The organism is Klenkia sp. PcliD-1-E, assembly GCF_024124375.1.
In the GTDB taxonomy this organism is placed as follows: Bacteria; Actinomycetota; Actinomycetes; order Mycobacteriales; family Geodermatophilaceae; genus Klenkia.
Genome location: NZ_JAMXRZ010000113.1, coordinates 1 through 13,220, shown reverse-complemented (window position 1 = coordinate 13,220; position 13,220 = coordinate 1). Strand labels below are relative to the sequence as shown.

General features: G+C 75.6%; 13 protein-coding genes. 8 read left to right on the top strand and 5 right to left on the bottom strand.

Annotated features, from left to right (window positions below; all coding sequences use genetic code 11):
• Positions 1 to 592, bottom strand: a 592-nt coding sequence (locus tag NH342_RS18400) for a hypothetical protein (protein ID WP_253017003.1), incomplete at its 3' end; no start/stop codon positions are given.
• 198 nt (positions 593 to 790) lie between these two features.
• Here NH342_RS18400 and NH342_RS18395 point away from each other — a divergent pair.
• The 7 genes from NH342_RS18395 (at position 791) to NH342_RS18365 (ending at position 7,061) form a co-directional block, all read left to right on the top strand.
• A complete protein-coding gene (locus NH342_RS18395) occupies positions 791 to 1,438 on the top strand; it encodes an HAD family phosphatase (protein WP_253017001.1) in 648 nt (215 codons plus the stop codon).
• 11 nt (positions 1,439 to 1,449) lie between these two features.
• Complete coding sequence (locus NH342_RS18390; RefSeq protein ID WP_253016999.1) at positions 1,450 to 2,682, top strand: sedoheptulose 7-phosphate cyclase; 1,233 nt, start codon at positions 1,450 to 1,452, stop codon at positions 2,680 to 2,682.
• Positions 2,679 to 3,464: a class I SAM-dependent methyltransferase gene (locus NH342_RS18385; RefSeq protein WP_253016997.1), complete on the top strand. Its 786-nt coding sequence runs from the start codon at positions 2,679 to 2,681 to the stop codon at positions 3,462 to 3,464. The genes NH342_RS18390 and NH342_RS18385 overlap by 4 nt, the downstream gene beginning before the upstream one ends.
• 74 nt (positions 3,465 to 3,538) lie before the next feature.
• Entirely contained in the window at positions 3,539 to 4,345 is an 807-nt protein-coding gene (locus tag NH342_RS18380; RefSeq protein ID WP_253016995.1) for a TauD/TfdA family dioxygenase, read from the top strand.
• A gap of 101 nt (positions 4,346 to 4,446) precedes the next feature.
• Positions 4,447 to 5,688: a hypothetical protein gene (locus tag NH342_RS18375; protein ID WP_253016993.1), complete on the top strand. Its 1,242-nt coding sequence runs from the start codon at positions 4,447 to 4,449 to the stop codon at positions 5,686 to 5,688.
• On the top strand, positions 5,688 to 6,716 hold the full coding sequence (locus NH342_RS18370; protein WP_253016991.1) for a hypothetical protein: 1,029 nt from the start codon (positions 5,688 to 5,690) through the stop codon (positions 6,714 to 6,716). Before NH342_RS18375 ends, NH342_RS18370 begins: the two co-directional genes overlap by 1 nt.
• A gap of 9 nt (positions 6,717 to 6,725) precedes the next feature.
• Positions 6,726 to 7,061 carry a hypothetical protein gene (locus NH342_RS18365; RefSeq protein WP_253016989.1) on the top strand — a complete coding sequence of 112 codons (336 nt, stop codon included), beginning with the start codon at positions 6,726 to 6,728 and terminating at the stop codon, positions 7,059 to 7,061.
• A 19-nt stretch (positions 7,062 to 7,080) separates the two neighbouring features.
• On the opposite strand, the gene NH342_RS18360 is transcribed toward NH342_RS18365, so the two are convergent.
• The 3 genes from NH342_RS18360 to NH342_RS18350 form a co-directional block, all read right to left on the bottom strand.
• Entirely contained in the window at positions 7,081 to 7,776 is a 696-nt protein-coding gene (locus tag NH342_RS18360) for a response regulator transcription factor (RefSeq protein ID WP_253016987.1), read from the bottom strand.
• Positions 7,773 to 8,996, bottom strand: coding sequence for a sensor histidine kinase (locus tag NH342_RS18355; protein WP_253016985.1), 1,224 nt, complete (start codon positions 8,994 to 8,996; stop codon positions 7,773 to 7,775). Before NH342_RS18355 ends, NH342_RS18360 begins: the two co-directional genes overlap by 4 nt.
• Positions 8,997 to 9,069: 73 nt before the next feature.
• Positions 9,070 to 9,762, bottom strand: coding sequence for an HAD-IA family hydrolase (locus NH342_RS18350; protein WP_253016983.1), 693 nt, complete (start codon positions 9,760 to 9,762; stop codon positions 9,070 to 9,072).
• Positions 9,763 to 9,951: 189 nt separating this feature from the next.
• On the opposite strand from NH342_RS18350, the gene NH342_RS18345 reads away from it, so the two are divergent.
• Positions 9,952 to 12,207 carry a SpoIIE family protein phosphatase gene (locus NH342_RS18345; protein ID WP_253016981.1) on the top strand — a complete coding sequence of 752 codons (2,256 nt, stop codon included), beginning with the start codon at positions 9,952 to 9,954 and terminating at the stop codon, positions 12,205 to 12,207.
• A gap of 81 nt (positions 12,208 to 12,288) precedes the next feature.
• On the opposite strand, the gene NH342_RS18340 is transcribed toward NH342_RS18345, so the two are convergent.
• Positions 12,289 to 13,220, bottom strand: a 932-nt coding sequence (locus tag NH342_RS18340) for a (2Fe-2S)-binding protein (RefSeq protein WP_253016979.1), incomplete at its 5' end; no start/stop codon positions are given.

Sequence of the window (13,220 nt, the reverse complement as noted above, 5' to 3'; positions counted from 1 at the left end):
ACCGCCAATCCAGCGCCAGGGCGACGAGGGCGGTGACCAGCAGCAGCGGCCGGGTGCGGCGCGCCCGGCGGTGCGCCCGGACGACGGCGACGGTGGCGTCGGCGTCCCGCCGGGGTGGCCGCCGGACGGCGAGCAGCCCGTCCAGGGCCCGCGCGACGTCGTCCTCCTGCACCGGAGTCCGTCCTCCTGCACCAGAGCTGGGGTGGGAGGACGGAGTTCGATCAACCCCCCTGATCACCGCTGTGCGGGCCCGGGCGAGGGGGACCGGGTCGGCCGGCAGGCCCTCGTGCTGCCGCACCAGTGCGGTGCGGGCGGCGTCGTCCAGCCCGGCCAGGACGGCGGCGGTGGCCCGGGCGGCGCCCAGCTCGGCCGGCCCGACCCACCACGGGTCGGGACCGGGTTCGGTCACCGCACCGCGCGGCGCTCGGGTGCGCAGCAGGGCCGCGACCGCCGCCGCGTGGTCCTCGCCCGGGGTCAGCCGGGCCAGGGCGCGGTCCACCCGGTCCTCGGCCACCCGTTCGTCGCCGGTGAGCAGGAACGCCGGCCCGAGCAGGGCCTCCCGGTGCTCGCGCACGGTGCCGGCGACGTCCACGGCACCGATGGTGGACCCCCTGCTCCGGCGTGCGCCCGGGGACAGGGGGTGGTGGGATGGGGACCAGCGCGCGGACGGCCGGTGAAGGACTCCCCCGGCTCGGATCCCTGCCAGCGCAAATGTTGTTTACGGGTAGTACGGTTCGCGCACTGCCGCGGACGCGACCTGGCGCCCGGCCCCAGCCGAACGAGGTCCCCTGTGCCTGCCCTGCTCCTCGGTTCCATCAGCACGGTCGCCGACACCTCCGAGCTCCAGCGCGCCGCCTTCAACGACGCCTTCACCGCCCACGGCCTGGATTGGCGGTGGGAGCAGGAGGAGTACCGCGACCTGCTGCGCAGCAACGGCGGCGCCGACCGCATCGCCGACTACGCCCGCGAGCGCGGTGAGACCGTCGACGCGGCCGCGGTGCACGCCACCAAGTCCGAGCTGTTCCAGCAGGCCCTCGGCCGCGGCGGCCTGACCGCCCGGCCCGGCGTGCTCGACGCCGTCCGGGCCACCAAGGAGGCCGGCCACCCGGTCGCCCTGGTCACCACCACCTCGCCGGAGAACGTCGTCGCCCTGGTCGCCGGGGTCGAGGGCCTCGGGCTCGACGACTTCGACCTGGTGGTGGACAGCTCCGTGGTGGAGACGTCCAAGCCCGACCCGGCGCCCTACGAGCACGCGCTGCGCACCCTCGGCGTGCAGCCGGCCGAGGCCGTCGCGGTCGAGGACAACGTGGGCGGGGTGGCCTCGGCGACCGCCGCCGGCGTCCGCGTCCTGGCCTTCCCCAACACCAACACCGCCGGGCACGACTTCGGCGGCGCCCCCGTGGTCGACCACCTCGACCCCGCCCAGCTGCACGCCTGAGGAGAACCGGCATGACCACGATCAGCTCCAGCGTCACCCGCGCCGACGGCGGCTTCGCCGTCGAGGCCGTGCACCGCACCGAGTACCGGTTGGTGCCGGTGGACGGCGTGTTCGCGCGGGAGAACCCCCAGCTGGCCGACTGCTACCGCAACGCCGGGCGCTGCCTGGCCGTCGTCGACGAGAACGTGCTCGCCCTGCACCGGGAGGCGATGGAGGCCTACTTCGCCGCCGCCGGCGTGGAGCTGACCATCATCCCGGTGGCCATCGCCGAGACGGACAAGACGCTGGCCACCCTGGAGCGCCTGGTCGACGCCTTCGGGGCCTACGGCCTGCTGCGCACCGAGGCCCCGCTGGTGGTGGGCGGTGGGCTGGTCACCGACGTCGCGGGGTTCGCGTGCGCGGCCTACAAGCGCTCCACGCCCTACATCCGCATCCCCACCACCCTCATCGGCCTGATCGACGCCAGCGTGTCGATCAAGGTCGCGGTCAACCACGGCAAGGCCAAGAACCGGCTGGGCGCCTACCACGCCTCCTCCACCGTCTTCCTGGACTTCGGGTTCCTCGCCACCCTCGCCGAGGACCAGGTCCGCAACGGCATGGCCGAGCTCATCAAGATCGCGGTGGTGGCCAACCGGACCGTGTTCGACCTGCTCGACGAGCACGGCGAGGAGCTGCTGCGCTCCCGGTTCGGCCACGTCGACGGCAGCCCCGAGATCCGCAAGGTGGCCGACCAGGTCACCGACGAGGCGATCGAGACGATGCTGCAGCTCGAGGTGCCCAACCTGGCCGAGCTCGACCTGGACCGGGTGATCGCCTACGGCCACACCTGGAGCCCCACGCTGGAGCTGACCCCCGAGGTGCCCTACTTCCACGGGCACGCCATCTCGGTGGACATGGCCTACTCGGCCACCCTCGCCGCCCGGCGCGGCTACATCTCGGTCGAGGACCGCGACCGGGTGCTGGCGCTGTTCAGCCGGCTGGGCCTGACGATCGACAGCCCGTACCTCACGCCGGAGCTGCTGGTCGGTTCGACCCGGTCGATCCTGCAGACCCGCGACGGCCTGCTGCGCGCGGCGGCGCCGAAGCCGATCGGGGAGTGCACGTTCATGAACGACGTGTCCGACGACGAGCTGGTGGCGACCCTGCAGCTGCACCGGGAGGTCGTCGCCGGGCTCCCGCGCGGCGGGGCGGGCGTCGACGCGTTCATGGTGCCGCGCACCAGCCCGGTCGTGCAGGCACCGTGACGGCGGGGCTGCGCCCGGTCACGCCGCTGGGCATCCTGGCGGCGCGGCTGGACGCCGCCTGCGCCCGGCTCGACGGTCTGGAGCCGGGGCTGCGGGCGGAGCTCGAGGGCATCCGGGACCTCGCGGTCGGCCTCGAGCCCTACCTGGAGCGGCACACCACCCCGGAGTCGCCCGAGCTGGCGGCGCTGGCCGGGGCGACCCGGGCCGCGCCCTGGTCGGGGGCGCTGGAGGCCGAGATGCTCTCCGGGCACGTCGAGGGCCGCTTCCTGCAGTTCCTGCTGCGGCTGACCGGCGCCCGACGGGTGCTCGAGCTGGGCATGTTCACCGGCTACTCGGCGCTGGCCATGGCCCAGGCCCTCCCCGAGGGCGGCGAGGTGGTGGCCTGCGAGCTGGACCCGGAGGTGGCCGCGTTCGCGCAGCGCTGCTTCCCGCCGGGCGCGGCGATCGACGTCCGGGTGGGTCCGGCCGCGGACACGCTGGGCGCCCTGGCCGCCGAGGGCCAGGTCTTCGACGTCGTCTTCGTCGACGCCGACAAGGCCGGGTACGCGGGCTACCTCGACGCCGTCCTCGACGGCGGCCTGCTCGCCCCGGACGGCCTGGTCGCGGTGGACAACACCCTCATGCAGGGCCAGCCCTGGGCCGGCCCGGACACCCCCAACGGCGCGGCGATCGCCGCATTCAACGACCGGCTCACCGCCGACCCCCGGGTCGAGCAGGTGCTGGTGCCCCTCCGCGACGGCATCACCCTGGTCCGCCGCACCACCCCACCCCCGCCCCGGTGACCGCGGACCGGCGTGCGCGCCACGCCGGTCCGCGGTGACCTGGGGTCCGTGATCGACCCGCAGGAGGCCCAACGATGCAGATCCAGCCGCTCGAACCGCTCGGGGCGGTGGTGTCCGGTGTCGACGTGGGTCCGCTGCAGGCGGACGTCGTCGCCGGGTTGCGCGCTGCGCTCGCCGAGCACGGCGTCGTCGTGCTGCCCGACCAGCACGTGGACGACGACGCGTTCCTGGCCTTCCTGCAGGCGTTCGGCCCGCTGACCTTCACCACCGGCGAGACGCCGGTCGAGGGGTACCCCGACCTCAACGTGATCAGCAACGTCGGCCGCGTCGAGCCGCCGCGCAGCACCTTCCACGTGGACAGCTCCTACCTGTCCACCCCGCCGGCCTACACGGCGCTGCGGGCGGTCGAGATCCCCAGCCAGGGTGGCGAGACGGTGTTCACCGACCAGTACCGGGCGCTGGAGACGCTGCCGGCCGACCTGCGGGAGCGGGTCGAGGGCCGCACGGTCCGGCACGTGGTCACCGGCATCGACCCCGGCCTGCTGGGCCCGGACGACGAGACGGAGGCCGAGCACCCGGTGGTGCGACCGCACCCGTTGACCGGCCGGCCGGCGCTGTTCCTCACCACCCCGAAGCGGTGCGCGGCGGTCAGCGGGCTGGCCGACGACGAGGCCGCCGAGCTGGTGGGGGAGCTGTACGCGCACGCCACCGACGAGGCGCACGCCCTCGCCCACCGCTGGGCGCCCGGTGACGTGGTCATGTGGGACAACGCCTGCGTGCTGCACCGCGGCGACCACTCGGTGGTGGTCGGCGACCGGGTGATGCACCGCGGCATGGTCCGCGACCACGGTCCCGACGCCGCCGACGGGGTGGCCCGCTGACCGCCGCACCGGCCCGGCCGCGGGTCGACGAGCAGGCCCCGGTCCGGCCCACCCCGGGACGGTCGCTGGCCGTCCTCGCCGGGCTGGCCCTCACGCTGCCCGTGGACCTCGCCGTCACGGTGGCCGCCCTGCTGACCACCCGGGCACCGAGGCCGGCACCCGCCGCCGAGCGCCGCACGGTGCTGGTGAGCGGCGGCAAGATGACCAAGGCGCTGCAGCTGGCGCGGTCCTTCCACGCCGCCGGGCACCGGGTCGTGCTGGTGGAGAAGGCGGCCTACCGGTTCACCGGGCACCGGTTCTCCCGCGCGGTCGACGCCTTCCACGTCGTCCCCGACCCCCGGGACCCCGGGTACGCCCGGGCGCTGCTGGACGTCGTCCGGGCCGAGGGCGTGGACCTGTACGTGCCGGTCTGCTCGCCGGTGGCCTCGGAGTTCGACGCCGCTGCGGCCGACGTGCTGGCCGGGCACTGCGAGGTGCTCAGCCTGGACGCCGCCACCGTGCGCACGCTGGACGACAAGCACGCCTTCACCGCGCTGGCCGCCTCGTTGGGGTTGAGCGTCCCCGACACGCACCGGGTCACCGACGCCCGCCAGGTGCTGGACTTCGACTTCACCCGCTCGCACCGGCCCTACGTGCTCAAGTCGATCGCCTACGACCCGGTGCACCGCCTGGACCTGACGCCGCTGCCGCGGCCCACCCGCGCGGAGACCGAGGCGTTCGTCGCGGGCAAGCCGATCAGCCCCGAGAACCCGTGGATCCTGCAGGAGTTCGTCACCGGCACCGAGGTCTGCACCCACTCCACGGTCCGGGACGGCGTGGTCACGGTGTGGTGCTGCTGCCCCTCGTCGGCGTTCCAGGTCAACTACACCCAGGTCGACCGGCCCCTGATCCGTGGCTGGGCCACCCGGTTCGCCGCAGCGCTGGGCGGCACCGGGCAGGTGTCGCTGGACTTCATCGAGGCCGAGGACGGCACGCCCTACGCCATCGAGTGCAACCCGCGCACCCACTCGGCGATCACGATGTTCCACGACCACCCGGGCCTGGCCGACGCCTACCTGCACGCGCGCGACGTCCCGCTGGAGCCCCGGCCGGGCAGCCGGCCGACCTACTGGACCTACCACGAGCTGTGGCGGGCGCTGTCCGCCCCGCGGACGGCGGCGGCCCGCTGGCGGGTGGTCCGGGAGGGCACCGACGCGGTCTTCGACCGGGCCGACCCGCTGCCCTACCTGGTGCTGCACCACGTGCAGATCCCGCTGCTCCTGCTGCGCAGCCTGCGCTCGCGCGGCGCGTGGAGCCGGATCGACTTCAACATCGGCAAGCTCGTGCAGCCGGCGGGGGACTGATGGCCCGCCTGCTGCACCTGGTCGGCTCCCCGACCAGCGCCTTCTTCGACGACCTGTCCCGGCTCTACGCCGCCGACTGCCTGGCGAACGCGGGCGACCACCACGAGCACGTCGTCGCGCACGTGTCCCCGGACGGCTCGTGGCGGTTCCCGGCGTCCCTGGCCGCCCTGGCCAACGCCGACCCGCTGCCGATCGGGGACGCGCTGGCCCGGCTGCTCGCCATGGACGTCGACGTCGCCCTGCCGCAGATGTTCTGCATCCCCGGCATGACCTCCTACCGGGCCCTGCTGGACGTGCTGGGGATCCCGTTCGTCGGCAACACCGCCGACGTGATGGCCCTGGGCGCGCACAAGGCCCGCGCCCGCGCGGTGGTCGCCGCTGCCGGCGTCCGGGTGCCGACCGGCGAGGTCGTCGCCCCCGGGGGGACGACGACGCTGGCCCCGCCGCTGGTGGTCAAGCCGGTGGACGCCGACAACTCCGCCGGGATCACCCACGTCACCGACGCCGAGCAGCTGCCCGCCGCGCTGGCCGCCGCGTGGGCGGAGTCCGGGCAGGCCCTGGTCGAGGACTACGTCCCGCTGGGCCGCGAGGTGCGCTGCGGGGTGGTGGAGCGCGACGGCGCGCTGGTCCCGCTGCCGCTGGAGGAGTACGGCCTGAGCGACACCCACCCGGTGCGCACCGCCGAGGACAAGATCCGCCGGGCCGACGACGGCACGCTCGGACTGATGGCGAAGAACACCCCGACCGTCTGGGTGGTCGACCCGGCGGACCCGGTCACCGCACCCGTGCAGCAGGCCGCGCTGGCCTGCCACACCGCGCTGGGCTGCCGGGACTACTCGCTGTTCGACTTCCGGGTCGACCCCGACGGCGTGCCGTGGTTCCTGGAGGCGGGGCTCTACAACTCCTTCGCGCGGCAGAGCGTCATCCCCACGATGGCCCGGGCGGCGGGCGTCGAGCTGCCCGAGCTGCTCGACGCCGCGGTCGCCTCCGCCCTGGCCCGCGCTGCGGGCCACCGGGGGCGCTCGTAGCCTGCGCAGGTGATCGAACGCCAGGACCCGTGGCCGCGCCGGCCGCAGCTCCTGGGCGTGTGGACGGCGCAGGAGCTGGAGGTCGCCCTGGTCCGCACCGCCTACGGCGACGCGGAGCTGGAGAGCGCGCTGCAGCTGGTCATCGACCAGGGTCCGGGGGCCTTCGCCCTGCTGGCGGCCGGGTTGCTCACCGTGCAGCCGGACGTCGACGACCTCGGTGGTGGGCTGTGGGCCGAGATCGAGTGGGCCGACATCGACGACGCGGTGATCACCGGGGCGCTGCGCGCCGAGCCGGGCGAGCTGGCCGCGCTGCGCAAGGCCGCGCGGGTCGCCGCCGACCGCTGAGCACCAGCCCGGGGCAGCGTCAGCCCGGGGCGTCGCGCAGCAGGTCGGCCGGGTGCACCAGCCCCGACCGGTAGGCCAGCACCACCGCCTGCACCCGGTCCCGGGACCCGGTCTTGGCCAGCACCCGCCCGACGTGGGTCTTCACCGTCGCCTCGCTGACGAACAGGCCGCGGGCGATCTCGGTGTTGGTGGCGCCGCAGGCCATCTGCACCAGCACCTCGGTCTCCCGCGGCGTCAGCTCGGCCAGCGCGGGGTCGGGCGCGCCGGGGGTGGCGGCGGCGCCGCCGCGCAGCAGCGGGGCCACGTGCTGCAGCAGCCGCCGGGTGGAGCTGGCCGCGATCACCGAGTCCCCGGCGTGCACCGTGCGGACCGCGGCGAGCATCTCCTCGGGTGCGGCGTCCTTGAGCAGGAAGCCGCTGGCGCCGGCGCCGATGGCGGCGACCACGTACTCGTCGAGGTCGAAGGTGGTCAGCACCACCACCCGCGGCGGGTCCGGCAGCGCGGTGACCGCCCGGGTGGCCTCGATGCCGTCGGTGCCCGGCATCCGGATGTCCATGAGGACGACGTCCGCGGGGGTGCGCGCCAGCAGCGCGACGGCGGCGTCGCCGTCCCCGGCCTCGGCGACGACCTGCAGGTCGGGCTGGGAGTCGATCACCATGCGGAACCCGGCGCGCACCATCTGCTGGTCGTCGACCAGCACCACCCGGATCGTCATCGGGACCGACCGTAGGGCAGCACCGCGTGCACGCCGAACCCGCCGCCGTGCCGCGGCCCGGCCTCGAGTCGCCCGCCGTGCAGCTGCGCCCGTTCCCGCATCCCGGTCAGCCCCTGGCCCCGCCCGTCGCGGCCCTCGGCGGCCACGATCGCGGCCGCCGCGCCCCGGCCGTCGTCGAGCACCGACAGCTCCAGGGCGTCGCTGCGCCACTGCAGCCGCACCCAGGCCCGGCTGGCCGGGCCGGCGTGCTTGAGCACGTTGGTCAGCGACTCCTGCACGATCCGGTAGGCAGCCAGCTGCGACCCGGTGGCCAGCTCCCGCGGCTCGCCCTCCACCAGCAGGTCGATGTCCAGGCCGCTGCGCCGGACGTCCTCGACCAGCGCGGGGATCGCCGCGACGTCCGGCTGGGGCGCGAACTCCTGGCCGTCACCCTCGCGGAGCACCCCCAGCAGCGCGCGCATGTCGGCCAGCGCCTGCCGACCGGTGGCCGAGATCTGCTCCAGGGCGCCGACCGCCGCCTCGGGGTCGGCCCGACCGGCGTAGCGGCCGCCGTCGGCCTGGGCGATGACGACGGAGAGGGAGTGCGCGACGACGTCGTGCATCTCGCGGGCGATCCGGGCGCGCTCGGTGGTGGCGGCCAGCCGCATCTCCTGGTCGCGCTCGAGCTCCAGCAGCTCGGCGCGCTCGGCCATCGCGGCCTCGCGCTGGATGCGGCCGCGCTTGACCGAGCCGATCGCCCAGCAGGCCACCACGAGGACGCCGATGGCCCCGGCGGTGACGACCAGGTCGAGCAGGCCGCGACCGTAGGAGGAGCTGCCGTCGCCGAAGTAGAGGCCGCCGAAGTAGCGCAGCGCGGCCACGGCGGCTCCCACCAGGCCCAGCGCGAGCCCGGCGCGGGAGGCCCAGCGCGGGGCGTAGGCGGCCAGCGCGTAGACCATCATCGGCACGGCGACGTTGGCGGCCACGAACGTGCTGGTCAGCGCGACCTGGGCCAGGCCGACCACGACCACGGCCGCAGCCGCCGGGACGGGTGCGGTGCGCCGCCACGCGAGCGGGGCGAGGAGCCCGAGGGAGACCAGCACGTCGGCCGCGCCACCCGTGCCACGGCCGCCGAGGCCCAGCACGACCACCCCGACGAGCACGGCGATGCCGACGTCGACCGCGAACGGGTGCGCGCGCAGCGCGTCCCCGGTGCGGCTCAGCGGCTGGGTCTCGTCCATCCCGGGCAGGTTAGGCAGGCCGGGGTGCGCCCGTCGTCGTCCCGTGGGCTGATCCCCGGGTCCGCCTGCGGGATCAGGCGCGCTCGACGGTGATGCCCCCGGGGCCGCTGCGGAAGTGCACGTGCGCGAGGTCGGGGGCGTAGCCGTCGGCCTCCAGCTCGCTGTGGTGGTGGGTGTCGCCGACGGCCAGCGTGGAGCAGCCGGCGGCCCGGCCCGCGGCCAGGCCGGCAGGGGCGTCCTCGACCACCAGGCAGCGGTGCGGGTCCACCCCGATCCGGTGCGCGGCGAGCAGGAACGGGTCGGGGGAGGGCTTGCCGTTGACGACGTCGTCGACGCAGACGACCTCCCGCGGGGCGTGCAGGCCCGAACCGGCCAGGCGGGCGGCCAGCAGTGGGCCGGTGCAGGAGGTCACGATCGCCACCCGGTTGGCCGGGAGGGCGGCGAACGCCTCCGCCGCACCCGGCAGCACCTCGATGCCCTCGGCCGCGGCGGCCACCTCGAGGTCGTGGATGCGCGCGAGGGCGTCGGCGCGGCGGTGCTCGGCGAGCAGCTCGGCGATGATCCGCCGGGCGGGCAACCCGCCCAGCGCGCCGAGGGCGGCGGGGTCGACGTCGAACTCGGCGGCCCAGGCGTGCCAGGCGGCCAGCGACCCGCGCATCGAGTCGATGAGGGTGCCGTCCATGTCGAACAGCACGCCGTCGAACGTCCGACCGGTCAGCGCGTCGAGGTCGAGGAAGGCGCCGGAGGGCGCGGAGGTCCGTTGCACACCACCCATGGTTCCACCGCCGGGTGGCGCGCCGCTGACCGGCGGGCGGCCAACAGGTCACAGAACAGGAGCGTCCGTTTCGTCACGCCGGGCGGTGCCGCCACCTCCCGCGGGAGGGCCTGACCCGATCGGGCGCACCCCGGGGTGGGTGGGTCGAACTGAGGTGCGTAAACGATCTACTCTGCACCCATGGCGAACGGCGACGACGTCGGGTCCGGCGTGCCCAACGTCGTCGACACGAAGATGCAGGAGTCCGTCGTCGACGACGCCAGCCAGGCGCTGGCCGGCGTGGGCGGGGGGGCCGGGGTCACCGCGCTGCCCCGCGTGCTCGGCGACTCCCCGATCGCCGTGCTGCTGGTCGACCGCACGCACGGCCAGGTCACCTACGCCAACACCGCGGCGCAGGAGCTCGCGGGCGACGTCGGCCTCCCGGTCCCCGTCGTGGACTGGACGGCAGCCGCCGGCGTCACCGACGTCGACGGCAGCCCGCTGACCGAGACCTCGGCGCCGCTCTCGCGGGTCGCGGCCGGGCACCCCGTGGCCGGGGAGCCGGTGCGCATCCGCGGCACCGCAGGTGTCGCCGACACCGACCGCGGCACGGCGGACAGCCGCGGTCCCGTCGTCTGGGCGACCGGGTTCCCGCTGGGGGAGGGCGCGCACGAGGAGCAGCTGTCCCTGCTGGTGTTCCTGCCGGTCGAGCAGCCCACCGGGGCCGACGACCCCGAGGCGGTGCTGCAGTCCCTGCGCGAGCGCGCGGTGCTGGCCACCGACATCTGCTTCACCATCTCCGACCCGCGCCAGGAGGGGAACCCGCTGGTCTGGGTCAACCCGTCCTTCACCAAGGTCACCGGGTACTCCTTCGAGGACTCGATCGGGCGCAACTGCAAGTTCTTGCAGGGCCCGGCCACCGACCCGGCCGCCGTGCAGCAGATCGTCGACGACCTGTCGGCGGGCCGGTCCGCGGCGGTCACCCTGCTCAACTACCGGCCCGACGGCACGGCGTTCTGGAACCACGTCTCCATCTCCCCGGTCTACGACGGCGCCGGTGAGCTGGTCTCCTTCGTCGGCGTGCAGTCCGACGTCACCACCCGGATCCTCGCCGACGCCGAGCGCGACGCCGCCCACGAGGCCGAGCGCACCGCCCGCAGGCACGCCGAGGAGGCCCGCGCCCGCATGGCGCTCATGGCCGAGGCCACCACCGAGCTCGTCGGCAGCCTGGACACCACCGAGCTGGAGCACCGGCTGGCCCGGCTGCTGGTCCCCCGGCTGGCCGACTGGGTCTCGATCTGGCAGGTGGACGAGGACGGCCTGATCACCTCGGCCACCAGCCTGCACCGCGACGGTGATGCCGTCCGGCCGCAGCTCACCGCCATGGAGGCCGAGTACCTGGGCCGGCCCTTCCCCCGTGCGGCGCCCGTGCGGGAGGCCTTCCTCACCGGCCGGCCGGTGCTGCGCGAGGACCTGGACGACCGGACGATCGAGCCCTACGCCCGCGGGCTCACCGACGGCGACGTGCTCACCCAGCTCGGGGTGGGGTCGCTGCTGGCCCTGCCGCTGCCCTCGCGGCGCGGCACCTGGGGTGCGATCACCCTCGTCCGCGAGGCGGCCCACGGCTTCTCCGTCGAGGACCTCGACGTCGCCCAGGACCTCTGCCGGCGGGCCGGCCAGGCCCTGGACAACGCCCGGCTCTACAGCCGCGAGGCCTCGGTCGCCGAGACCCTGCAGCACGCGCTGCTGCCCGAGCTGCCGGACCTGCCGCGGATCACCGCCGCCGCCCGGTACACCGCCGCCTCGGCCGCGGCCGCCGTCGGCGGCGACTTCTACGACCTGCTGCCCCTGCCCGGCGGCACCACCGGCATCGTCATCGGCGACGTCGCCGGCCACGACATCACCGCCGCCACCGCGATGGGCCAGCTGCGCGGGCTGATCCGCAGTGCGTGCTGGGACACCGACGAGCCCGCACCCGACATCGTGCTGGCCCGGGTGGACCGGTTGCTCCAGGTGCTGGGCCTGCCCATCATCGCCACCGCCGCGCTGATGCGGGCGACCCCACCGGCCGACGGCGACGACACCTGGACCGTCGAGTGCGCCAACGCCGGCCACCCGCCGGTGCTGCTGCGCACCCCGGACGGCGCCGTGGAGGTCTTCTGCGACGACCACGACCTGCTGCTGGGCACCGGCATGGCCGACCTGCTGCCGCCGCGGTCCAGCACCTCCCGCCCCGTGCCGGCCGGCAGCCAGCTGATGCTCTACACCGACGGGCTCATCGAGCAGCCCGGCGCCGAGGGCCCCGGCCGCGACATCGACGCGGGTCTGGGGGCGCTGCGTCAGCGGTGGGCGTCGCTCCCGGCGGGCGCCGACCCCCGGACGGTCTGCGACGCCGTCCACGACCTGGTCGTGCTCTCCTCCGACGACCTCGCGGTGCTGACCCTCCAGCTGGACTGAGGTCCCGGCGGGTCGTCCGTCCCGTGGTCGAGCGCGAGCCGGACCAGTCTGGGCGGGTCCCAGCCGGCGGGGCAGCGGGGGTCAGGCAGCGGCCACATCGTCGTCCTCCTCGGTCCGGTCGGCCTCGCGGGCGGAGACCAGCAGGTCGGCCAGGGCGTGCCGGTAGGCCACCCCCAGCCGGTCACCGGGCAGGTGCACCTCGTCGCGCGGGGTGAGCGGCAGCCCGGCGCCGGGCAGCGGCCGGTCCAGCGCAGCGAGGACGTCGCGCACCCGGTCGGCCTCGGCGGCCAGCTGCACCCGCCCCGCCCGGCCGCCCAGGGCCACCCGGGCGTGCACGAGGGTGGAGTCGGCGTCCTCGGGCTGCAGCAGGAGCAGCAGGGACCGGGTGGACCCGTCGGGCAGCACCTCGTCGCGGCGCAGCTGGAACGGCGCCCGCAGGTGCACCACGACCTGCCCCCCGGCATCCGCCCAGCGGGCGGTGCAGCCCCCGCCCACCGGCGTCACCGCGGGCACCACGCCGGGGGTACCCGGGTTCAGGACGGCGTCGAGCAGCACCGCGGCGGGGGTGGCGGTGCGCACCGCGGGCAGCCACTGCGTGCGGCCGGGGAAGGCCTCGGCGGGCAGGTCGGTCGTGACCGGCGACCCGGGCGCGAGCCACAGCGCGCCGTCCCGCTCGCGGACGCCGGCCACGGGGTCGGCGGTCACCACCCCGCCCCGCCGCTGCAGCGTCCAGGTCGACCCGAGCAGCCGGACGGCGAGCCAGCCACCCTCGCCGAGCTGGTCGACACGGGCGACCGGGTGCCAGGCGCGGGCCAGCGCGGCCTCGACGTTGGTCAGCACCGGTCCGGCGGGGGCGGGCAGCGCGGGCACCGGGTCGGCCGTGGTGCCGGGCACCGCGCGGGGCGGCCGGTGGTGCACCGTGCGGTCGTTGGCCACCCACACCCACCCGTCGCGCTCCTCGACGGCCCAGGGCGCGGACAGGTCGGCCCGGGGCGGCGGCACGGCGTCCGGGC

Coding starts and splice junctions, on each gene's coding strand:
- NH342_RS18390 (WP_253016999.1), top strand. CDS start 1,450: ATGACCACGATCAGCTCCAGCGTCACCCGCGCCGACGGCGGCTTCGCC.
- NH342_RS18380 (WP_253016995.1), top strand. CDS start 3,539: ATGCAGATCCAGCCGCTCGAACCGCTCGGGGCGGTGGTGTCCGGTGTC.
- NH342_RS18370 (WP_253016991.1), top strand. CDS start 5,688: ATGGCCCGCCTGCTGCACCTGGTCGGCTCCCCGACCAGCGCCTTCTTC.
- NH342_RS18360 (WP_253016987.1), bottom strand. CDS start 7,776: ATGACGATCCGGGTGGTGCTGGTCGACGACCAGCAGATGGTGCGCGCC.
- NH342_RS18355 (WP_253016985.1), bottom strand. CDS start 8,996: ATGGACGAGACCCAGCCGCTGAGCCGCACCGGGGACGCGCTGCGCGCG.
- NH342_RS18345 (WP_253016981.1), top strand. CDS start 9,952: ATGGCGAACGGCGACGACGTCGGGTCCGGCGTGCCCAACGTCGTCGAC.